A 22498-nucleotide genomic window follows, 5' to 3' on the forward strand; every position below is an offset into this window, starting at 1 on the left:
AATGCGGCAAATTTAATCCATTGATTCGGATTTGCCGCCGATAAATAAAAAAACCCCGCCAAGGCGGGGTTTTTTGCGTCCAGAAGGAAGCTAGAAGCTTACACCGGCTTGATGTTAGCTGCTTGCTTGCCCTTCGGGCCCGTCTTCACTTCAAACGTGACCTTCTGGTTTTCTTGCAGCGTCTTGAAGCCATCGACGCGAATTTCCGAGAAATGCGCGAACAGATCTTCACCGCCGCCGTCCGGAGTGATGAAGCCAAAGCCCTTAGCGTCGTTGAACCACTTGACGGTACCGGTTTCCATATTACTTTTTCCTAAAAATGGTGAATAAGGCCGAAGCCCGGGGTGCATGAAAATCAAGGAAGGGGGTAATGGGACCAACCGGAGTACCGTTGATGGGCGAACTACGAAAGAACCACTTCACTCGCCACTTGAAATCCTGCTGGAACGTTATACGGCGAATTGGGACCAAGGTCAACAGTCTGCACGAAACTTTGCTGGATTATTGCAAAGATGTCTTACAAAGCTTGCGCCTCGGGCTGGTTTTTTGCTAGGGAGAACCCTTAGTCGGCCGGCGGTTTCCCTGCAGCAACCCGGTGCAACCGTTAAACTACGCGCCGCGCGTCGGTTGCACCTGTTCCGCATCTGGACGCGCTTGCATGCGCGTCACCCCGTTGCCACCGCCACAAGCGATGTCACGCGGTGCCGACATGGTTCTGATTTAGGAGAAGAGGTGAAAAGTTCTATACAACGGAACATCGGGCCATTCGCGCTGATGCTGACCGGTCTCGGTTCGATCATCGGGTCCGGCTGGCTGTTCGGCGCGTGGAAGGCTGCAAAGATTGCCGGTCCCGCTGCAATTTGCGCATGGATCATCGGCGCGGTCGTGATTCTCGCGATTGCACTGACCTACGCGGAACTCGGCGCGATGTTTCCGGAATCTGGCGGGATGGTGCGCTATGCGCGCTACTCGCACGGCGCGCTGGTCGGTTTCATCAGCGCGTGGGCCAACTGGATCGCGATCGTGTCGGTGATCCCGATCGAAGCCGAAGCATCGATCCAATACATGAGTACGTGGCCCTATCCTTGGGCGCATGCGCTCTTCGTCGACGGATCATTGACCACCAACGGTCTGTTGTTGTCCGCCGGCCTCGTGATCATCTACTTCCTGCTCAACTACTGGGGCGTCAAGCTGTTCGCGCGCGCCAATTCGGCGATCACGATCTTCAAGTTCCTGATTCCGGGCGCGACGATCGTCGGTCTGATGATGACCGGCGTCCACACCGAGAACTTCGGCCAGACGGGCACGTTCGCGCCGTACGGCTGGTCGGCGGTGCTGACTGCGGTCGCGACGAGCGGGATCGTGTTCGCGTTCAACGGTTTCCAGAGCCCGGTCAACCTGGCCGGTGAAGCGCGCAATCCGGCCAGGAGCGTGCCGTTCGCGGTGATCGGCTCGATCCTGCTCGCGCTCGTGATCTACGTGCTGCTGCAGATCGCGTACATCGGCGCTGTGAATCCGGCCGACGTGGTGAAGGGCTGGAGCCACTTCAACTTCGCTTCGCCGTTCGCGGAACTGGCGATTGCGCTGAACCTGAACTGGCTGGCGTTCCTGCTGTACGTCGACGCGTTCGTGAGCCCGAGCGGCACCGGTACGACCTATATGGCGACCACGACGCGGATGATCTACGCGATGGAGCGCAACAACACGATGCCGAAAATTTTCGGCCAGGTGCATCCGTTCTACGGCGTGCCGCGTCAGGCGATGTGGTTCAACCTGTTCGTGTCGTTCATTTTCCTGTTCTTCTTCCGCGGCTGGAGCTCGCTCGCGGCGGTGATCTCGGTCGCGACCGTGATCTCGTACCTGACCGGCCCGATCAGCCTGATGGCGCTGCGCCGCGCGGCAACCGATCTCGAGCGTCCGCTGCACATCGCCGGCATGAAGGTGATTGCGCCGTTCGCGTTCGTCTGCGCGTCGCTGATCCTGTACTGGGCGAAGTGGCCGCTGACCGGCGAAATCATTCTGCTGATGGTCGTCGCGCTGCCGGTGTACTTTTATTTCCAGGCCAAGCAGGGCTTCGAGGGCTGGGGGCGTGACCTGAAGGCAGCCTGGTGGCTGGTCGCGTATCTTCCGATCATGGCGATCCTGTCGCTGATCGGCAGCAAGGAGTTCGGCGGCTTCGGGATCCTGCCGTACGGCTGGGACATGCTTGTCGTGATCGCCTTCTCGTTGGTGTTCTACTTCTGGGGCGTGAACAGCGGCTACCGTTCGGAGTATCTGGACGAGCGGCTCGTGCACGACGAAGTGCTCGAAGGTATCGGCGCGCACTGAGCGTTCGCCGCAACCGAAGGGGTCGCTCGAAGCGGGTCCTTCGCGGTAGAAAAAAAGCCCGCCTGATCGATGATCAGGCGGGCTTTTTCGTTGGTCGTTGCGGCTGGCTGGTTCCGCGGCGGATCAGGCGGTGGCGGTGCCGAACACGTAGTTGGTCATTGCGAGCGAACGCTGGTAGGTGCCGAGCGACTGGATCGCAAGCGAATAGTCGTCGTCGGCGGCGCCGAGAGCGGCGAACACCGGCAACAGATGCTCGTCGGTCGGATGCATCAGCACCGCGTGCGGCGCCTGGCGGCGATAGTCGAGCAGCGCGTCGATATCGCGCGCGACGAGCTTGTCTTCGAACCAGTCGGTGAATTCGCTCACGCGCGGATCGGCGTCTTCCGGGCGAGCGGAGAAATCGGCGGCGCGCAAGTTATGGGTGATCTGACCGGAGCCGACCACCATCACGCCTTCGTCTTTCAGCGCGCGCAGCGCTCGGCCGACGCGGAAATGATGCGCGGCGTCCTTGTGCGGCTGGATCGACAGTTGCGCGACCGGCACGTCCGCCTGCGGGAACATCAGCAGCATCGGCACCCATGCGCCGTGGTCGAGCCCGTGCGGCTGCAGGTCCGCGATGATGCCGCTCGCGCCGAGCAGCGCGGCGGCGCTGCGCGCGACATCGGGTGCGCCCGGTGCCGGGTATTGGATTTCGTAGAGCTGACGCGGAAAGCCATAAAAATCGTGGATGGTTTCAGGCGCCGTCGCGATGCTGGCGAGTGGCTGGGCGGTGCCCCAGTGCGCCGACAACATCAGAATCGCCTCGGGACGCGGCAATTGGGTGCCGAGCGCGCCGAACTCGGCGGACGGCATCGAAGGATCGATCGGCAACGTGGGCGAGCCGTGGGACAGGAAAAGCGAAGGTAAGCGGTTCATGACAGCAACGCGGCCGTGACAGCACGGCACTGAGAAATTGGGTTGCTACCAATATAGGTCCGCACGCCAGCTTGATAAATGGGCTCGCGGGGAATTGATTGTGTCGCGAACGTTGTTAATTCGCGTTGCCGCAGCTAATCCTGCGCGTCCCGCAGTCCTTGCCATGCCGGCGACAACGCCGGTCCCAGCGCAAACAGATCGAGCACGCGTGCGACCGTATGGTCGACCATCTCGTCGATCGAAGCAGGCTGGTTATAGAACGCGGGCAGAGGTGGGAAGATCACGCCGCCCATCTCGGTGACGGCAGTCATATTGCGCAGATGCGCGAGGTTCAACGGCGTTTCGCGCACCAGCAGCACGAGGCGGCGACGCTCCTTCAGTGTCACATCGGCGGCGCGGGTGATCAGATTGTCGGCGAAACCGTGCGCGATGCTCGCGAGCGTTTTCATCGAGCAGGGCGCGACGATCATGCCGTCAGTCGCGAACGAGCCGGACGCGATGCTCGCGCCGACGTCGCGCACCGAATGGACGACATCCGCGAGAGGATGCACGTCTTCTTTGCCCAACTGGAGTTCATGCTGGATGTTGAGCCAACCCGCGCTCGAAATCAGCAGGTGGCTCTCGACGCCGCCGAGCCGCCGCAGCGTCTCGAGCAGCCGGATGCCGTAGATGGCGCCGGTGGCGCCGGTAATTGCGACGATCAGCCGGCGGGGCGCCGCGGTGCGTGCTTGCTGCATGGCTTGCGGCGCCTGATAAAGCGAACGAAGCGCAGAGCGCTCAGGCCGCGGCGAACAGCTGCTGCAGTTCGCCCGATTCGTACATCTCCATCATGATGTCCGAGCCGCCGATGAATTCGCCCTTCACGTACAACTGCGGAATGGTCGGCCAGTTCGAGAACACCTTGATGCCCTGACGGATTTCGTCGTCTTCGAGCACGTTGACGGTCTTGATTTCACCGACGCCGCACGCTTTCAGGATCTGGATGGCACGGCCGGAAAAACCGCACATCGGGAACTGGGCCGTGCCCTTCATGAAGAGAACGACGTTGTTGCCGTCGACGATTTGCTTGATGCGTTGTTGCGTATCCATGACTGACCTTGCGGTTCCGATAAAGGATGGGAATAGGCTGAAATGATAGCGGATTTCGCTACGGGCGGCCGCAGCCGCGTCGCGCTTGGGGTTTTAGCCTCGGCGACCGCCCTCAGGCCGCCGCGGCGCGCAACACGCCCCCGCTGATGCGCTCGATACCGGCGAGATCGCGCTCCGAGCGGACCTCGGCAAAACCGCCCGTGCTCAGCAACGCTCGCACGGCTTCAGCCTGGTCGTAGCCATGTTCGATCCAAAGCGCGCCATCGGCGGCGAGACGCTCGGGGGCACCGGCGACGATCGCGCGGATCGCGCTGAGGCCGTCGGCCTCGTCGGTGAGCGCGCCGCGCGGCTCGAAGCGCAGATCGCCTTCGGCCAGATGCGGGTCGCCGCTCGCGATATACGGCGGATTGCTGACGATCGCGTCGAAGCGCGGCGCGGCGTCGAGCGAGGCGTACCAGTCGCTGTGCAGGAACGTCACGGCGCCGCCGGGGCGCTTCGCGTCGAGCAGGCGCGCGCCGTTGCGCGCGGCGACGACGAGCGCGTCGGCCGAGCGGTCGAGTGCCCAGACCTGGGCGTCAGGCCGCATCGACGCGATCGCCACCGCGATTGCGCCGGTTCCGGTACCGAGATCGAGCACACGTGGGCGCGGCCGGGTTTCGATCGCCGCGAGCGCGGTCTCCACCAGCAGCTCGGTTTCGGGACGCGGAATCAGCACGTACGGCGTGACTTCAAATTCGAGCCCGAAGAACTCGCGCGCGCCGACGAGTTGCGCGACCGGCTCGCCGGCCATGCGCCGCGCCTCCAGCGCGCGATAACGCTCGACGCTCGCCCGCTCGAGCGGCTCCTCGCCGCGAGTGATCAGCTGCGTGCGCCGCCAGCCGAGCACATGGGTGAGCAGAATCCGCGCTTCGAGCGGCGGCAATGGCGATGCGCGCAATAGCGCGTCGGCCGTCGCGGGCAGAGCGGCGGGGTCTAGCGGGATTGGGGAAGCGTCGGTCATTGGCGGGGCGTCAGTCCGCGTCGCCGAGCGAGGCCAACAGCTCGGCCTGATGCTCGCTGACGAGCGCCGCGATCAGTTCTTCGAGATCGCCGTCCATGATCGCGTCGAGGCGATACAGCGTCAGGTTGATGCGGTGATCGGTGAGGCGCCCCTGCGGGAAGTTGTAGGTGCGGATGCGCTCCGAGCGGTCGCCCGAGCCGATCAGGTTCTTACGCGTCGCCGCCTCCTTCGTCTGCTGCTCGTGCGTTTGCTTATCCTTGATGCGCGCTGCGAGCACTTTCAGCGCGCGGTCCTTGTTCTTGTGCTGCGAACGGTCGTCCTGACATTCGACGACGATGCCCGTCGGCAAGTGCGTGACGCGCACTGCCGAGTCGGTCTTGTTGATGTGCTGGCCGCCCGCGCCCGACGCGCGGAACGTGTCGATACGCAGATCGGCCGGATTGATCTCGACCTCGCCGATCTCGTCCGCTTCCGGCATCACCGCGACCGTGCAGGCCGAAGTATGGATGCGGCCTTGCGTTTCGGTGGCCGGCACGCGCTGCACGCGATGCCCGCCGGACTCGAATTTCAGCTTCGAATACGCGGCATCGCCGGCAATTCGCACGATGACTTCGCGATAGCCGCCGAGATCCGATTCGCTCGCCGACATCATCTCGACCTGCCAACGATTGCGCTCGGCATAGCGCAGATACATGCGCAGCAGATCGCCCGCGAACAGCGCGGATTCGTCGCCGCCGGTGCCGGCTCGGATTTCGAGGAAGATGTTGCGCTCGTCGTTCGGGTCCTTCGGCAGCAGCATTTTCTGCAGTTCGACGCCGAGCGTTTCCATACGATCGCGCGCCGCGCGGATTTCCTCTTCGGCGAAATCGCGCATCGACACGTCGGCGAGCAATTCCTGCGCGGTGGCTGCGTCGTTCTGCGCCTGGCGCCACAGCCCGTAATGCTCGACGACCGGGCCGAGCTCCGCGTGTTCGCGCGTGAGCTTGCGGTATTGGTCGAGGTTGGCGGTGATGTCCTCGCGGCTCAACAGGTCGTTCAGTTCGGCCAGCCGGGTGGTGAGCTGGTCGAGCTTGCGTTGCATGCTCGTTTTCATCGGGCGGGTAGCGGAGCGGACTCCGGAAAGGATGCGGCGAGAGGAACGGGCGAATGCCCGGGGCGGAAGCACTTCGCGAGCCACGGCGGTGGCGCGCGGGGTGCGGCGAGCACTGCGCCGCTAACGCTCGGAAGAGCCGGGGTGTTTGTAGAATCCGCTCATCAGCTCGATCAGCTTGTCACGGTTGTCGCTGCTCGCGCGGTTCAACGCGTGAGTAGGACCATGGATCAGCTTGTTGGTGAGCGACTGCGACAGTGCTTCGAGCACTGCAGCCGGGTCGTCGCCGCGCGCGAGCATTTTCTGTGCGCGTTCGACTTCCGCGCGGCGCAGCGTGTCGGCCTGCGTGTGCATGTGGCGGATCACGGGCACGATGCTGCGCGCGTCGAGCCACTGCATGAAGTTCTGCACGCGCGTTTCGATGATCGCTTCGGCCTGCGCGACCGCGGCCTGGCGCGACGCATTGCCTTCGCGGACGATCGCGCCGAGGTCGTCGACGGTGTACAGGAACACGTCTTCGAGCTGGCCGGCTTCGGGTTCGATGTCGCGCGGCACCGCGAGGTCGACCATGAAAATCGGCCGATGACGGCGCGCCTTGACCGCGCGCTCGACCGCGCCGAGACCGATGATCGGCAGCGTGGACGCCGTGCACGACACGATGATGTCGAACTCGTGCATCCGGGAGGGCAGCTCGGAGAGCGGAATGGCGCGGCCGTTGAAGCGCTCGGCGAGCCGCATGCCGCGCTCAGCCGTGCGGTTCGCGACGACGAGTTCACGCGGATGCTGTGCGGCGAAATGCGTCGCGCAGAGCTCGATCATTTCTCCGGCACCGATGAACAGCACGCGCTGGTTCGCGATCTTGTCGAAAATGCGTTGGGCGAGGCGTACTGCGGCGGCGGCCATCGATACCGACTGCGCGCCGATTTCAGTAGTGCTGCGCACTTCCTTTGCGACGGCGAAGGTGCGCTGGAATAACTGATTCAGGTAGGTGCCGAGTGCGCCGGCTTCGGAGGCGGTGCGGACCGCGTCCTTCATTTGCCCGACGATCTGCGTCTCGCCGAGCACCATCGAATCGAGCCCCGACGCGACGCGGAACGCATGCCGCACGGCTTCGGACTGCGGCAGCGCGTAGACGTGCGGCGCGAGTTCATCGATGGGGAGATTGTGGTACTTCGACAGCCACTGGACCGAGGCTTCGCGTACTGCGAGGTCGTCGGTCGCGCAGTAGAGTTCAGTGCGGTTGCAGGTGGAAAGAATTGCCGCTTCGGGCGCGTTGGGGGCCATGCGGCCCAGCCAGATGCCTTTGAACGTATCCAGAGCGGGCTTGATCTGTTCGAGCGGAAACGCCACGCGTTCGCGCAAGGCGACAGGCGCAGTGTGATGGTTGATTCCGATCGTTAGAAGCTGCATTTGGGGGAGCTATCGTTCAGCCTTATATTATAGCGTTTTCACGATTCTCACATCTTGCACGCCGAATACCCAGCATGCCTCAGCTCTCGCCTGTCTGAGTCTCCGGCGGAATCGCGTCGAGCTGGTAACCGTAACCATAGACCGGCGTCAGCGCGTAGCCAAGTTCCGGACGCAGTTGCAGCTTGCCGCGCACGCGCGACGCGTGAGTGTCGATGGTGCGCGACTTTACGTCGCGCCGGCGCGACCAAACGGTTTCGAGAATATGCGCGCGCGACACCGGTCGCGCCAGATTGTTGAACAGCAGCAGCGCGAGGCGGAATTCCTTTGGCGTCAGGATGACGGTCATCTCACGGAAGGTCACGGCGCAATTCGCCGCGTCGAAGGTATAGCCGCCGATCACGTCGCGCCGACGTTTGGGTGGCCGCCGCAGGCCCGCGCGGCGTTGCAGCGCCTCGACTCGCGCAAGCGTTTCGGGGCCGCGCACCGGTTTGCTGAGGCAGTCGTCGGCGCCCGCGTGCAGCGCGGCGACGATCCGGCATTCGCTCGGTGCCGCAATCAGCATCATGATGGGCAGACCTGGCAGAATTGAGCGCGCGCGCGGGATCACGTCTTCGGCGCAATGGTCGCCGGCCCAGCTTTCGGTGATCAGCAGATCGAAAAATTCATCAGTGGCGTGCTGCAGGAAGGTGGCGCTGGTGGTGAAGTGAAGGCACACATGGCCGCCCGCGAAAATGAGCCGGTCGACCAGCTTGGCGTGTTGCAGGTCGGGTTCGATAAGTGCGATACGCATGGCGCTGCGTCAGCCTGGCAACGAGCGGAGCGTGAGGTGTTTTCATCAGGCTTATAACTTGCCTAAGTACACCCCGACCCCTAAACTCAACCGCTATGCGGAAAGCGCCGTGCTGAACTTCTATAGTTAAAGAGGCCAAAATGCTAGCCTTGGCGGCTCCGTCGTCCTATGAGACGAATCCGAAATTGAACTTACCTTGTTTCGGGACCGAATCCGGAGCCCACGCCTGATGGGGTGGCCAGGCATTCTTGTTCTCGGCGCCGTGATCGGCCTTGCGGGCTGGTGGTTGCACCCGCTGCGCAGGGTGAGCCGCGCGCGCTGGTGGGCCGCGCTGTTGGCCGGCGTGCTCGGCGCGAGCGTCGCGCGCATGGCCGGCAACGTGACGGGTCTTTTCCATGACGGCGACATGCTCGAATGGCCGGTATGCACCGCCGTCGCGCTGATCGCCGTCGCCGTGACGGTCGGTCTCTTTTCGCGCCGGTCAATCCGTCGATGAATCCTTGCAGGTAACTCCATGAACGCCCGACTCCCCGAATCCTCCTCCATTCCCGAGCGCCTCGCGAGCCTGCGCGCCGCGATGGCGCGCGAAGGCATCGCCGCTTACCTCGTGCCGTCGGCCGATCCGCATCTGTCCGAGTATCTGCCAGGGCGCTGGCAAGGCCGCCAGTGGTTGTCGGGCTTCACCGGCTCGGCCGGCACGCTGATCGTCACCGCCGATTTCGCCGGCGTCTGGACCGACAGTCGCTACTGGGAGCAGGCAACCGCGCAGCTCGCCGGCACCGGTGTCGAGCTGATGAAGATGACCGGCGGCCAGCTCACGACGCCGCATTTCGAATGGCTCGCGCAGAATGTCGTGAGCGGCGGCACGGTCGGGGTGGATGGCGCGGTGCTCGGCGTCGCGGCTGCGCGTGCGTTGGGCGCGGCGCTGAACGCGCGCGGCGTGCAACTGCGCACCGACATCGACCTGTTCGAGGCGATCTGGGCGCAGCGCCCGGCGCTGCCTGCCGACGCCGTCTTCGAGCACGCTGCGCCGCAAGCGGGCGTCGCGCGCGCGGAGAAGCTCGCGCAGGTGCGTCGCGCGATGGCCGACAAAGGCGCGCAGTGGCACTTCATCTCGACGCTCGACGACCTCGCCTGGCTGCTGAACCTGCGCGGCGCCGACGTCAGTTACAACCCGGTGTTCGTCGCGCACGCGCTGATCGGCGTGGATCGCGTGTCCCTCTTTATCGCCGACGGCAAAGTGTCGCCGGCGCTCGCCGACGTGCTCGCGCGCGACGGCATCAGCGTCGAGCCATACGCGAAAGCCGCCGACGCGCTCGCCGCGCTACCAGCCGGCAGCACGCTGCTGATCGACCCGCGCCGCATCACGTACGGTTCGCTGAAGGCGGTGCCGTCGTCGGTCAAGGTGGTCGAGGCGGTCAATCCGTCCACGTTCCTCAAGTCGTGCAAAACCGCCGCCGATGCCGCGCACGTGCGCGACACGATGGAGCAGGACGGCGCGGCCCTCGCCGAATTCTTCGCCTGGTTCGAAAGCGCGCTGGGTCGCGAGCGCATCACCGAGCTGACGATCGACGAACGTCTGACGACCGCCCGCGCGCGCCGTCCCGGCTTCGTGTCGCTGAGCTTCGCGACGATCGCGGGCTTCAATGCGAACGGCGCGATGCCGCACTATCGCGCGACCGAGGAGTCGCATGCGGTTATCGAAGGCAACGGCCTGCTGCTGATCGATTCGGGCGGCCAGTACCTGAGCGGCACGACCGACATCACGCGCGTCGTTCCGATCGGCATGCCGAGCAACGAACAGCGCCGCGATTTCACGGTCGTGCTGAAGGGCATGATCGCGCTGTCACGCGCGCAATTCCCACGCGGTATCCGCTCACCGATGCTCGACGCGATCGCGCGCGCGCCGATCTGGCAGGCCGGCGCGGACTATGGCCACGGCACCGGTCACGGGGTTGGCTACTTCCTGAATGTGCACGAAGGCCCGCAGGTGATTTCGCACTACGCGCCGGCCGAACCGTGGACCGCGATGGAAGAGGGCATGATCACGTCGAACGAGCCGGGGCTGTATCGGCCGGGGAAGTGGGGCGTGCGCATCGAAAACCTTGTGCTGAACGTGGCCGCGGAAAAAACCGAATTCGGCGACTTCCTGAAATTCGAAACCCTGACGCTGTGCCCGATCGACACGCGCTGCATCGAGCTCGCGCTGCTGCGCGACGATGAACGCGCGTGGCTCAACGCGTATCACGAGACGGTGCGCGCGCGCCTCACGCCGCATGTATCGGGCGACGCCAAGGCGTGGCTCGAACTGCGCACGCAACCGATCTGAGCGTAGCGGCGACCTTGCAAACGGAGCGTGGTGCATGGCGATCAAGGCAGTAGTGTTCGATTTCGGCGGCGTGCTGATCGACTGGAGTCCCGAGTACCTGTACCGCGAGCTGATTCCCGACGAATCGGAGCGCCGCTGGTTCCTCACGCACGTCTGCTCGATGGACTGGGTGATCCGCCAGGACGGCGGGCAGCCGATCGTCGAAGCCACCGACGAGCTGATCGCGCAGTTTCCCGATCACGAACCGCTGATCCGCGCGTTCTACGAGCGCTGGCATCAAATGGTCGCGGGCGTGCTCGACGACGGCATCGCGCTGATGGAGAAGCTCGAAGTGGCCGAGGTGCCGCTCTTCGGGCTCACCAACTGGTCGGCCGAGACCTTCCCGTATGCGTGGGAGCACTATCCGGTGCTGCGGCGCTTTCGCGACATCGTCGTGTCGGGGCGCGTGAAGCTCGTGAAGCCCGATCCGGCGATCTTCGCCGAGATGCGTCGGCGCATCGAGCTGCAGATGCCCGGCGTCGAGCCGGCCGAGCTCGTCTTCATCGACGACAACGCGAAAAACGCCGAAACTGCTACGGCGCTCGGCTGGCACGGCGTGCATCACACGAGCGCCGCGCAAACGGAAGCGAAGCTGCGCGAGTTGGGCTTGCCGGTTTGAGCTGAGCGCTACCGCTACTGTCCCAGCAGATTCTTCAACGCATTGCCGAGGCCTTTGACGGTCTCCCCCGCACCCTTCGCGACACCTTCGACGCTGACCCCCAGCGCCTTTGCAAACCCCTCGCCGATGCGCTTGAGGATCCCTTCGCGTACCGAGAACTTCGGATCGCGCAGATCGCCGTCGAGCACGAAATGCAGTGTGATGTTGCCGTCATGCGTCTTGAGCGCGGCGACGGCGGCGCGGGTCGGAATCGACATGAACGTCTCGAGCGGATTGTCGGTTTCGGCGAGTTGCAGATTGTGGACCGTCACCGTTCCGGGTGCGTGCAGATGATAGTTGCGTACTGTCGATTCGATCGACAGATCGACCGTACCGCCCGTCACCTGCGCGCGCGTGCCGGCCTTCTTCAGCAGATAGGGATCGAGCATCGCGACGTCGACACCATGCAGCGTGGTCGTCGTCTGCGAATCGCGGCTGGCGATCTTGATCCAACCGTCGAAAGTCACGGTGCCGGTATGCGCCTGACCCTTCAGCGAGCCGCGAACGCTGACATTGGTCGGCTCGGCAAGCGACGGCAGATGCAGATTGTCGACGCTCGCGTTCGCGTTGCTGACCGTGACCTTGAACGGCGGCGGCCCGACGCTCATGTCGTAGAAGTGGAAGTTGCCGTGTTCGAAGCGGATATGGTCGACCAGTTTTTCGCGTGGGATCGACGCCGCCGTGCCGGCGCCGCCCGGATGATCGCCTCGGTTCAGCGATTCGCGCAGGTTCGGCAGCAGATTCAGCGAGCCGTCCTTCGTGCGTAACACGGCCATGTCGAAGCCGCGCACGACGACCTCGCGGATATGCATGCGCCGCGCGATCAGATCGCGCACGTCGGGGGTGATCGTGATTTCGTCGGCGCGTAGCGGTTCGCCCGCCGGCCAGCCTGGCGGCGCTTTCAGCACGACGTGGGTCAGGTGTACCGAAGTGAGGCCGACGTCGATACTGTCGGCGCTGCCGAGCGGGCCGAGCGCCGCGCTGACGCGATTCTTGACTTCCTGTTGCGCGAATTGCATCGCGCCGATCAAGATCAGAATCAACGCCAATAGCGTTCCGCCCACGACGACGATCCAGCGCCTGCCCTTCGACATCGCCATGCCTGTGTCTCCTCGTCAACGCGCTGCGCGTCGCGCGGCGCCGTGTTGACCGTCTGTCGTGTGCGCGGGACTGTCACGCGCGCCTCCATCAAGTGACGCATAGCAACGCGCATGCCCCGGGGCCCGTCCGGCATTGCGCCAGACGGGCCGGTGCGCCCCGCCTGTTAACGCGAGATCGGCTTGTAGCGCAGACGCTTCGGGCGCGCGCCTTCCTCGCCGAGACGCGCGCGCTTGTCCGCTTCGTATTCCTGGTAGTTGCCGTCGAAGAACGTGACTTGCGAGTCGCCTTCGAACGCGAGAATATGCGTCGCGATACGGTCGAGGAACCAGCGATCGTGCGAGATCACGAGCACCGAACCCGCGAATTCGAGCAGCGCGTCTTCGAGCGCGCGCAGCGTTTCGACGTCGAGGTCGTTCGACGGTTCGTCGAGCAGAAGCACGTTGCCGCCCGCGATCAGCGTCTTCGCCAGATGCAGACGACCGCGCTCGCCGCCGGACAGATTGCCGACGATCTTCTGCTGGTCGCCGCCCTTGAAGTTGAAGCGGCCGATATACGCGCGCGACGGCGTTTCGTACTTGCCGACAGTCAGCACGTCGGCGCCGCCCGAGATTTCCTCGAACACCGTCTTGTTGGCTGCGAGCGCTTCGCGGCTCTGGTCCACGTAAGCGAGCTTGACGGTCGGGCCCTGCACGATCTCGCCCGAATCCGGTTGTTCGCGGCCGGTCAGCATCCGGAACAGCGTCGACTTGCCGGCGCCGTTCGGACCGATGATGCCGACGATCGCGCCGGCCGGAATCTTGAAGCTGACGTTATCGAGCAGCAGACGATCGCCGTACGACTTGCTGACGTTCTTGAACTCGATCACTTCATTGCCGAGGCGGTCGCCGACCGGAATGAAGATTTCCTGCGTTTCGTTGCGCTTCTGGTAGTCCTGGCTGTTCAGTTCCTCGAAGCGCGCGATACGCGCCTTCGACTTCGCCTGACGGCCCTTCGGGTTCTGGCGCACCCACTCGAGCTCCTTCTTGATCGCCTTTTGGCGCGCCGACTCCGACGCTTCTTCCTGCTTCAGGCGCTCTTCCTTCTGATCGAGCCAGCTGCTGTAGTTGCCCTTCCACGGAATGCCGTGACCGCGGTCGAGTTCGAGAATCCACTCGGCGGCGTTGTCGAGGAAGTAGCGATCGTGCGTGACGGCGACCACGGTACCCGGGAAGCGCGTCAGGAACTGCTCGAGCCATTCGACCGATTCCGCGTCGAGGTGGTTGGTCGGCTCGTCGAGCAGCAGCATGTCGGGCTTTTGCAGCAGCAGCTTGCACAGCGCGACGCGGCGCTTTTCGCCACCCGACAGATGCTCGATCTTCGCGTCCCACGCCGGCAGGCGCAGTGCGTCGGCGGCGATTTCGATCTGCTGCTCGGCGCTACCGTCGGTCGTCGCGAGGATCGCTTCGTACTTCGCCTGCTCGGCCGCGAGAGCGTCGAAGTCGGCGTCCGGCTCCGCGTAGGCCGCGTAGATCTCGTCGAGCTTCTTCTGGGCGTTGAACACGTCGCCGAGGCCTTCCTCGACCGCTTCACGCACGGTTTTCTGCGGATCCAGTTGCGGCTCCTGCGGCAGATAGCCGATGTTCAGATTCGGCATCGGCGTGGCTTCGCCTTCGATCTCCGTGTCCACACCGGCCATGATGCGAATCAGCGTCGACTTGCCCGAGCCGTTCAGACCGAGCAGGCCGATCTTCGCGCCGGGGAAGAACGATAGCGAAATGTCTTTGAGGATCTGGCGCTTGGGCGGCACGATTTTGCCGACCCGGTTCATGGTGAAAACGTATTGGGCCATTTGCTTGCAGTAGACGTTGACGATGCCGGCCGCGTGCGGGCGGGCAGTCGGGGTTGAATGGGTAATCGGTGTGAGGGCCGGGCGGAACACCCGGCGCCGGCCGGCGCGGCGTCGGATTCGACGACGCTGCCACGCGCGGCATGTGGTTCAGGTGGCATTGTACTTCGCCCGGCGGGGGCCGGGCGGCAGGGCGGACCGCTGGCGGGCCGCTTCACGCACCGGGTGGTGCGCTATTTGCGCGCACCGTGTCGCCGATCTTCGGAGCCGTTGCGCGACGCCGCCGTGCCGGAGCAGGCGGCGGCGTTCAGCCGCGGTGTCAGTTCGCGCGCCGTCCCGTCACCGGATCGAAGAAGTGCAGATGTCGTGCGGGCAGCGCGAGTTGCAGCGTCTCGCCCGCCGCCGGACGATGAGCGTGCGGCAGTCGCGCGGTCACGTCGTGCTTGCCCCAGCGGCCGTGGGCGAGATTGTCCGCGCCGAGAATCTCGCAGGAATCGACGGTGAGCGTCGCATCGGCCGTGCCGGGGCTCAGATGCTCGGGGCGAATGCCGAGCGTCCATTCGCGGCCCGTCGCGACTTCGCGGCCGATCGACGGCACGCCCGCGAGCGGCAGCTTCGGGCCGTTGCCGGCGACGTCGAAGGTCGAGCCGTCGTCCGAAATCCGGCCTTCGAGCAGGTTCATCCCCGGCGAGCCGATGAAGCTCGCGACGAACACCGTCGCCGGCCGCTCGTAGACTTCGGTCGGCGCGCCGATCTGCTCGGCGTGGCCCTTGTTCATCACGATCACGCGTTGCGCCAGCGTCATCGCTTCGATCTGGTCGTGCGTAACGTACAGGCTCGTGGTCTTCAGGCGCGCATGCAGGCGCTGGATTTCGAGGCGCATCTGCACGCGCAGACGCGCGTCGAGATTCGACAGCGGTTCGTCGAACAGAAACACCGCCGGTTCGCGCACGATCGCGCGGCCCATCGCGACGCGCTGGCGCTGTCCGCCCGACAGTTCGCGCGGCTTGCGCTGCAGCAGCGCGCCGAGTTCGAGAATCTGCGCGGCGGCTTCGACGCGTTTCGCGATCTGCGCGCGATCGACGCCCGCGATCTTCAGCGCGTAACCCATGTTCTCGGCCACGCTCATATGCGGATACAGCGCGTAGTTCTGGAACACCATCGCGATGTTGCGATCCTTCGGCTCCAAGTCGTTGACGACCTTGCCGGCGATCGAGATGCTGCCGTCGGAGATGCGCTCGAGGCCGGCGACCATCCGCAGCAACGTCGATTTGCCGCAGCCGGACGGGCCGACCATCACGACGAATTCGCCGGCGGCGATGTCGACGTCGATGCCGTGCAATACGAACTGTTTGCCGTCGTAGGTTTTCTTAACGCTTTGCAGAGTCAGTGCAGCCATGCGGTTCTAGCCTTTGATTTTGAGTGCTTGTCGCAGTCCGCCATACCGGATCACTTTTCCGAGTCCACGAGGCCGCGCACGAACCAGCGCTGCATCGTCAGCACCACGGCGAGCGGCGGCAGCATCGCGAGCAGCGTGGCCGTCATCACCAGATGCCATTCGGTCGCGGTATCGCCCGAGGCGATCATTCCCCTGATGCCGATCACCGCGGTGGTCAGCGACTGCTGGCTCGTGATCAGGATCGGCCACAGATACTGGTTCCAGCCGTAGATGAACGTGATTACGAAGAGGGCGGCCATCGTGGTCCGGGACAGCGGCAGCACGACGTCCCAGAAAAAGCGCAGCGCGCCCGCGCCGTCGATGCGCGCGGCTTCCATCAGCTCGTCGGGCAGCGTCTTGAAGAACTGGCGGAACAGGAACGTCGCGGTCGCCGACGCGATCAGCGGCAGCGTCAAACCGGTGTACGTATTGCTCAGATGCATCGACGACACCACCTGCACGGTCGGAAAAATCCGCACTTCGACCGGCAGCATCAGCGTGATGAAAATGAGCCAGAACGCGGCCGTGCGAAACGGAAAGCGGAAGTAGACGATCGCGTACGCGGAGATCATCGACACGGCGATCTTGCCCACCGCGATCACGAGCGCCATCACGAGGCTGTTGAGCAGCATGCGGTTGAACGGCGCCGCCGCGTTGCCGGTGCCCTGCGTCCAGATCGTGACGATGTTTTCGAACAGGTGCGTGCTGGGCACGAGCGACAGCGGCACTGTGAACACCTCGTGATCGCTCATCGTCGCCGCGCAGAACGCGACGTACACCGGAAACACCACCAGCGCGACGCCGATGATCAGCACCGCGTGACAGAACAGGTCGAAACCGCGTCGGTTCTCGATCATGAGTATTGAACCCTGCGTTCGATGAAGCGGAATTGCACGACGGTCAGCGCGACGACGATGATCATCAGCACGACCGACTGCGCGCCGGAGCTGCCGATGTCGAGCCCCTGGAAGCCTTCGGCGAAGATCTTGTAGATCAGCGTGCGGGTTGCCTGGCCCGGTCCGCCGCCGGTCGCCGCGTCGATCACCGGGAAGGTGTCGAAGAACGCGTAGGTGATGTTGATCACCAGCAGAAAGAACGTGGTAGGCGACAGCAGCGGCAGCGCGATGCCGAAGAAGCGCCGCGCCGGACCGGCGCCGTCGATCGCGGCCGCCTCGATCAGCGAGCGCGGAATCGCCTGCAGCCCCGCGTAGAAAAACAGGAAGTTATAGCTGATCTGCTGCCAGACCGACGCGAGCACGACGAGGAACATCGCCTGACCGGGGTTCAGCGCGTGATTCCACACGACGCCGTATTTCGCGAGCGCGTACGTGACGAGGCCGATGCTCGGGTTGAACAGGAACGACCACAGCACCGCGGCGATCGCGGGCGCGACCGCGTACGGCCAGATCAGCAACGTTTGATAGGCCTTCGCGCCGCGCGTCACGCGGTCCGCACAGACCGCCAGCAACAGCGAGATCACGAGGCCCGACACGGTGACGAGCGTGCAGAACACGATCGTCGTGTTGAACGACGCGAGATATAAAGGATCGGCGAACAGCTGCTTGAAGTTCGCGAGTCCGACGAACTCGCTCGACGTGCCGAACGCGTCCTGAGTTTGCGTCGATTGCCAGAGCGCGACGCCGGCCGGCCACAGGAAGAACACCAGCGTGATGATCAGCTGCGGCGCGACGAGCAGGTAGGGCAGCGCGCTGGTGCCGAAGTAAGAGCGCTTATCCATCGGGATTCTAGAGATGTGTTGCAACGACTTCGGGGTCCGGCGCAAGAGCGCCGGAACCCTGCCAGAGGGCGATGCTTAGCTACCGGCCTTTTCGAAGCGGCGCAGCAGTTCGTCGCCGCGCGAGACGGACGAATCGAGCGCCTGTTGCGGCGTCTTCTTTTCCGCCCACACCTGCTCGAGTTCTTCGTCGATCACGGTGCGAATCTGTGGCATGTTGCCCAGACGCAGACCCTTCGTGTACGGCAGCGGCGGCTTGTTCAGCATCTGGCGGATCGCGGTGTCGCTGCCCGGGTTCTTGTCGTAGAACCCCTGCTGGCGCGTCAGATCATATGCGGCGGTCGTGATCGGCAGATAGCCGGTGTCCTGATGCCACTTCGCGGCGACCGGCGGCGTGGCCAGATACGCGAGGAACTTTGCGACGCCCTTGTAGACGGCCGGGTCCTTGCCCGACAGCACCCACAGGCTCGCTCCGCCGATGATCGCGTTCTGCGGCGCGCCCTTCACGCTGTCGTCGTACGGCATCATGCCGGTGGCGAAGCTGAACTTCGCGTATTTCTTGATCGTCGCGAGCGAGCCCGACGAGTTCGTGATGATGCCGCAGTCGCCGCTATAGAACTTCGACATCGCCTCGTCCTTGCGGCCGACGTAGGTGAACGTGCCGTCCTTCGCCATGCCCTGCAGGAACTGGATGTGCGCGACCTGAAGCGGCTTGTTGAATTCGACCTGCGCGTCCATGCCGTCGAAGCCGTTGTTACGCGACGCAAACGGCGCCGCATGCCACGCGCTGTAGTTCTCGAGCTGAATCCAGCTCTGCCAGCCCGACGAATAGCCGCACGACATGCCCGAGGCCTTCAGCTTCTGCGCATCGGCGTGCAACTCGGCCCAGGTCTTCGGCGGCTGGTTCGGATCGAGGCCGGCCTTCCTGAACGCATCCTTGTTGTAGTACAGCACCGGCGTCGAGCTGTTGAACGGCATCGAGATCAGCTCACCGGTTTTCGAGTCGCTGTAATAGCTGGCGATGGTCGGCACGAAGGCCTTCTGATCGAGCGGCACGCCCGCGTCCTTGAAGACCTGCGTGACCGGGACGATGGCTTTCTTCGCCTGCATCATCGTTGCGGTGCCGACTTCGTAGACCTGCAGGATCGCCGGCGCGTTGCCGCTGCGATAGGCGGCGATGCCGGCGGCGAGGGTCTGGTCGTAGGTGCCCTTGAACACGGGCACGATCTTGTAGTCGCTCTGCGATTTGTTGAAGTCGTTCGCGATGTCGTTCAGACGTTCACCCAGTGCGGCTTCCATGGCATGCCAGAACTGGATTTCGGTCGCGGCGTGAGCCGCCTGGCTGACGCCTATGCTCAATACAGCGGCGACGGAAAGTGAGCGGAACAGCGGCTTGTAATTCATCGATTTATCTCCTGTTCATAAGGGCGCGGACGCGAATCGCGCGATTCTATTTGTGTTCGATGACATTCCGGCGTCGGATGCCGGGTGGCGCGGACCGTGCATGACGGCGCGCCGGAAGCCGAAATTTAGCATCGGCTGTTATGGAAAGGAAACAAATGGGCGGTGGTTCGGGAAGATCGCGGGCCATGCAGAGCATGGCGAGGTGCCGGATAGTGTGTTCCGCGACCATTACCATGTTTGATATTTGACGCGTTGCGCAAGTCGTAGCGCGCAAACAAAAAAGCCCGCAACCCCTGAGGGGTCGCGGGCCTTACTCGGGCAGCGCAGTGTGCGCCGCTTCGCTCTTACACGTTGAACAGGAAGTTCATCACGTCGCCATCGTGCACGACGTACTCCTTGCCTTCCGCGCGCATCTTGCCGGCTTCCTTCGCGCCTTGTTCACCCTTGTAGGTGATGTAGTCGGCGAAGCTGATCGTCTGCGCGCGGATGAAGCCGCGCTCGAAGTCCGTGTGGATCGCGCCGGCCGCCTTCGGCGCCGTATCGCCGATGTGGATCGTCCACGCGCGCACTTCCTTCACGCCGGCCGTGAAGTAGGTGTGCAGGCCGAGCAGTTTGTAGCCCGCCCGGATCACGCGGTTCAGGCCCGGCTCTTCCATGCCCATGTCGGCGAGGAATACTTCCATGTCGGCTTCGTCGAGGTCGGCGATGTCCGCTTCGACCGCCGCGCACACGGCCACGACCGGCGAGCCTTCCGCGGCCGCGAACTTCGTGACCGCGTCGAGGTGCGGATTGTTCTCGAAGCCGTTTTCCTTCACGTTGGCGACATACATGGTCGGCTTCGCGGTGATCAGGCAGAAAGGCTTGAGCGTGGCCTTTTCTTCGTCGCTCAGATCGAGCGCGCGGACCGGCTTCGCCTGGTTGAGTTGGGCGCGGACCTTCTCCAGCACCGCCGCGTTCTTCACGGCTTCCTTGTCGTTGCCGGACTTGGCCGCCTTGGAGTAGCGCGCGAGCGCCTTTTCGACGGTGCCGAGGTCGGCAAGCGCGAGTTCGGTGTTGATCACCTCGATGTCCGACAGCGGATCGACCTTGTTCGCGACGTGAATCACGTTGTCGTCCTCGAAGCAGCGCACGACGTGTGTGATCGCATCGGTTTCGCGGATGTTCGCGAGGAACTGGTTGCCGAGGCCTTCGCCCTTGCTCGCGCCGGCCACCAGACCCGCGATGTCGACGAACTCGACCACCGCCGGCAGGATGCGTTCCGGCTTGACGATTTCGGCAAGCGCCTTCAGACGGGTGTCCGGCACCTCGACGATGCCGACGTTCGGCTCGATCGTGCAGAACGGATAGTTCTCAGCGGAGATGCCCGCCTTCGTGAGTGCGTTGAACAGGGTGGACTTGCCGACGTTAGGCAGGCCGACGATGCCGCATTGGAGGCTCATGGAAATCCTTCAGTGAATCAGTAGGTTGCGTGATGCGCTCGACGCTGCGCGCGAATTCGGAAAGCCTTCGCGTTAGAAGGGGCGCGGCAGGCTCAGCGGAGCGGACAAGTCACCGAATCGGGGCGTTGGCTCGACGATTGAGTGCGAGTTTTCACGGAAAGCGCAATTGTAACCCGTTCGCCCGCGCGGACCGGGCGGCGCATTCGCGCATCGCCACGGTAGAATCGTCAGTTCAAAGCCGGCAGAGCTCCATTTCCGGAGGACCAGCGTGCGAATGATGAGATGGGTCGGAATTGGCGTCGCCGCCGCGATCGTGGTGGGCGTGGTCGCGGCATGGGTCGCGCCGGATTTCGACGAAGCCCAGGCAACCACGGACCGTCAGACGATCGACTGTTTGTCGACCCACCTGTCGCACGCAGATCGCGCCGACATCGCACGGTTCGCTGACAAGAACGACTACGACTCGTTGTGGAGCGTGTTCGACCGCCTGTTCCCCGACTGCGCGGTGCGCAGCGATCAGCGCGATCGCAAGGCCGAGCTCGAGGCGGCCGCATGGCGCAACCTCTCGTCCGATCGCGATTTCATGCGCATGCGCGAGGCGAACGCGGCGCTCGCCGCGAGCGCCGCGACGCGTTAGCACGACCCATCAGGGGCCCGCGCATGGAGCCCAAATGCCCGCGCCCGTCGATCCGTCCCCCGCACCCCCCGCGGCTATAATGCGCGCATGAACGCACACCACCAGACCTTTGATGCCGCCGTGATCGGCGGCGGGCTCGTCGGCAAGACCGCGGCGCTCGCGCTCACGCAAGCCGGACTGCGCGTCGCACTGCTCGCGCAGCCTTGCGCGGCGCTGCCGGCGGGTGCTGCCTTCGACTCGCGCGTCTATGCGTTGTCGTCGAGTTCGCAGGACTTGCTCGAACGGCTGCGGGTCTGGCAGGCGCTCGATCACTCACGGCTCGGTCCCGTCTACGACATGCGCGTCTACGGCGACGCGCACGCCGAACTGCATTTCTCCGCGTTTCAGGCATCGGTGCCGCAGCTTGCGTGGATCGTCGAGTCGTCGGTGATCGAGCGCGCGCTCGATGCCGCGCTGCGCTTCCAGCCGAACCTCACATGGATCGACACGCGCGCGCAGGCACTCGATTTCTCCGTCGACAGCGCGAGCATCGGCCTCGCGAACGGCAACGTGCTCGAAGCGGACCTGGTAGTCGGCGCGGACGGCGCGCACTCGTGGGTGCGCGCGCAGATCGGCTCGAGGATGGTACGCCGCGACTACCGGCAGATCGGCGTGGTCGCCAATTTCAAGGCAGCGAAACCGCACGGCGAAACCGCGTATCAGTGGTTCCGCGACGGCGAGATCATCGCGTTGCTGCCGATGCCGGACGGCCACCTGTCGCTGGTCTGGTCGGCCCGCACCGAACACGCCGAGCAATTGCTCGCGCTCGATCCCGAGCGGCTCGCCGCCGAAGTCGAGCACGTGAGCGGTGAACAGTTCGGCGCGCTCGAGTGTGTCACGCCCGCGCAGGGCTTCCCGCTCGCGCTGCAAACCGTCGACCGGCTGGTCGCGCCGCGTGTCGCGCTGGTCGGTGATGCCGCGCATCTGATCCACCCGCTGGCAGGGCAGGGCATGAACCTCGGCTTGCGCGACGTCGCCGCGCTCGCGAACACGATCGGCGGCAAGGAGTCGTTTCGCGATCTCGGCGACATGGTGCTGCTGCGTCGCTACGAACGCGCGCGCCGCGAAGACATCCGCACGCTGATGATCGCCACCGACGGCCTGCAGAAACTGTTTTCGGTGCCCGGTCCGCTCGCGCGCGCCGTGCGCAATACCGGCATGGCGTTCGTCGGCGCGCAGCCATTCATCAAGCGCTGGCTCGTGTCGGCCGCGCTGGGGTAAACCGCAACGAA

The 22498-nt window shown here is 64.3% G+C and carries 21 protein-coding genes; 6 read left to right on the forward strand and 15 right to left on the reverse strand.

What is annotated here, in order from left to right; translation table 11 throughout:
- Window positions 1–98 precede the first annotated feature (98 nt).
- A complete protein-coding gene (locus tag G5S42_RS31005) occupies window positions 99–302 on the reverse strand; it encodes a cold-shock protein (protein WP_013090665.1) in 204 nt (67 codons plus the stop codon).
- 430 nt (window positions 303–732) lie between these two features.
- Here G5S42_RS31005 and G5S42_RS31010 point away from each other — a divergent pair, with 430 nt between their 5' ends.
- Window positions 733–2328, forward strand: coding sequence for an APC family permease (locus G5S42_RS31010; RefSeq protein ID WP_176110178.1), 1596 nt, complete (start codon window positions 733–735; stop codon window positions 2326–2328).
- A gap of 123 nt (window positions 2329–2451) precedes the next feature.
- Here G5S42_RS31010 and G5S42_RS31015 read toward each other — a convergent pair whose 3' ends face one another.
- The 7 genes from G5S42_RS31015 to G5S42_RS31045 form a co-directional block, all read right to left on the reverse strand.
- Entirely contained in the window at window positions 2452–3243 is a 792-nt protein-coding gene (locus tag G5S42_RS31015; RefSeq protein WP_176110180.1) for a DODA-type extradiol aromatic ring-opening family dioxygenase, read from the reverse strand.
- Window positions 3244–3377: 134 nt separating this feature from the next.
- Complete coding sequence (locus G5S42_RS31020) at window positions 3378–3980, reverse strand: UbiX family flavin prenyltransferase (protein WP_176110182.1); 603 nt, start codon at window positions 3978–3980, stop codon at window positions 3378–3380.
- 40 nt (window positions 3981–4020) lie between these two features.
- Window positions 4021–4332, reverse strand: coding sequence for a Grx4 family monothiol glutaredoxin (gene grxD / locus G5S42_RS31025; protein WP_008918687.1), 312 nt, complete (start codon window positions 4330–4332; stop codon window positions 4021–4023).
- A 112-nt stretch (window positions 4333–4444) separates the two neighbouring features.
- Entirely contained in the window at window positions 4445–5332 is an 888-nt protein-coding gene (prmC, locus tag G5S42_RS31030; RefSeq protein ID WP_176110184.1) for a peptide chain release factor N(5)-glutamine methyltransferase, read from the reverse strand.
- 10 nt (window positions 5333–5342) lie between these two features.
- Entirely contained in the window at window positions 5343–6425 is a 1083-nt protein-coding gene (gene prfA, locus G5S42_RS31035) for a peptide chain release factor 1 (protein WP_176110186.1), read from the reverse strand.
- Window positions 6426–6545: 120 nt separating this feature from the next.
- Entirely contained in the window at window positions 6546–7832 is a 1287-nt protein-coding gene (gene hemA / locus G5S42_RS31040; RefSeq protein ID WP_176110189.1) for a glutamyl-tRNA reductase, read from the reverse strand.
- Window positions 7833–7911: 79 nt separating this feature from the next.
- The gene (locus G5S42_RS31045) at window positions 7912–8622 is read right to left on the reverse strand and encodes a response regulator transcription factor (RefSeq protein ID WP_176110191.1); all 711 of its coding nucleotides are present in this window, start codon (window positions 8620–8622) and stop codon (window positions 7912–7914) included.
- 229 nt (window positions 8623–8851) lie between these two features.
- Between G5S42_RS31045 and G5S42_RS31050 the strand changes: the two genes are divergently transcribed.
- From G5S42_RS31050 to G5S42_RS31060, 3 genes are read left to right on the forward strand one after another with little or no spacing between them, the layout of a single operon-like run.
- Window positions 8852–9118, forward strand: coding sequence for a hypothetical protein (locus tag G5S42_RS31050; RefSeq protein ID WP_176110193.1), 267 nt, complete (start codon window positions 8852–8854; stop codon window positions 9116–9118).
- 18 nt (window positions 9119–9136) lie between these two features.
- Window positions 9137–10951 carry an aminopeptidase P family protein gene (locus G5S42_RS31055; protein WP_176110195.1) on the forward strand — a complete coding sequence of 605 codons (1815 nt, stop codon included), beginning with the start codon at window positions 9137–9139 and terminating at the stop codon, window positions 10949–10951.
- A 34-nt stretch (window positions 10952–10985) separates the two neighbouring features.
- Entirely contained in the window at window positions 10986–11609 is a 624-nt protein-coding gene (locus G5S42_RS31060; RefSeq protein ID WP_176110197.1) for an HAD family hydrolase, read from the forward strand.
- A 14-nt stretch (window positions 11610–11623) separates the two neighbouring features.
- On the opposite strand, the gene G5S42_RS31065 is transcribed toward G5S42_RS31060, so the two are convergent.
- The 7 genes from G5S42_RS31065 to ychF all read right to left on the reverse strand — a co-directional run bounded on the left by G5S42_RS31065 (window position 11624) and on the right by ychF (window position 20590).
- Complete coding sequence (locus G5S42_RS31065; RefSeq protein WP_176110199.1) at window positions 11624–12748, reverse strand: DUF748 domain-containing protein; 1125 nt, start codon at window positions 12746–12748, stop codon at window positions 11624–11626.
- Window positions 12749–12912: 164 nt separating this feature from the next.
- Window positions 12913–14577 (reverse strand): energy-dependent translational throttle protein EttA, encoded by a 1665-nt coding sequence (gene ettA / locus G5S42_RS31070; protein ID WP_152853645.1) that lies wholly within the window; start codon window positions 14575–14577, stop codon window positions 12913–12915.
- 316 nt (window positions 14578–14893) lie between these two features.
- On the reverse strand, window positions 14894–15973 hold the full coding sequence (locus G5S42_RS31075; RefSeq protein ID WP_176110200.1) for a sn-glycerol-3-phosphate import ATP-binding protein UgpC: 1080 nt from the start codon (window positions 15971–15973) through the stop codon (window positions 14894–14896).
- 50 nt (window positions 15974–16023) lie between these two features.
- Window positions 16024–16869, reverse strand: a complete 846-nt coding sequence (ugpE, locus tag G5S42_RS31080) for a sn-glycerol-3-phosphate ABC transporter permease UgpE (RefSeq protein ID WP_176110202.1) — start codon at window positions 16867–16869, stop codon at window positions 16024–16026.
- Entirely contained in the window at window positions 16866–17750 is an 885-nt protein-coding gene (ugpA, locus tag G5S42_RS31085; protein WP_176110204.1) for a sn-glycerol-3-phosphate ABC transporter permease UgpA, read from the reverse strand. The genes ugpE and ugpA overlap by 4 nt, the downstream gene beginning before the upstream one ends.
- Window positions 17751–17825: 75 nt before the next feature.
- Entirely contained in the window at window positions 17826–19151 is a 1326-nt protein-coding gene (gene ugpB, locus G5S42_RS31090; RefSeq protein ID WP_176110206.1) for a sn-glycerol-3-phosphate ABC transporter substrate-binding protein UgpB, read from the reverse strand.
- A 344-nt stretch (window positions 19152–19495) separates the two neighbouring features.
- The gene (ychF, locus tag G5S42_RS31095; protein ID WP_176110208.1) at window positions 19496–20590 is read right to left on the reverse strand and encodes a redox-regulated ATPase YchF; all 1095 of its coding nucleotides are present in this window, start codon (window positions 20588–20590) and stop codon (window positions 19496–19498) included.
- Window positions 20591–20864: 274 nt separating this feature from the next.
- Here ychF and G5S42_RS31100 point away from each other — a divergent pair, with 274 nt between their 5' ends.
- Window positions 20865–21227: a hypothetical protein gene (locus G5S42_RS31100; protein WP_246392223.1), complete on the forward strand. Its 363-nt coding sequence runs from the start codon at window positions 20865–20867 to the stop codon at window positions 21225–21227.
- Between the two features lie 87 nt (window positions 21228–21314).
- Window positions 21315–22487 carry a UbiH/UbiF family hydroxylase gene (locus G5S42_RS31105; RefSeq protein ID WP_176110210.1) on the forward strand — a complete coding sequence of 391 codons (1173 nt, stop codon included), beginning with the start codon at window positions 21315–21317 and terminating at the stop codon, window positions 22485–22487.
- Window positions 22488–22498 lie beyond the last annotated feature (11 nt).

Source organism: Paraburkholderia youngii (genome assembly GCF_013366925.1).
GTDB lineage: Bacteria > Pseudomonadota > Gammaproteobacteria > Burkholderiales > Burkholderiaceae > Paraburkholderia > Paraburkholderia youngii.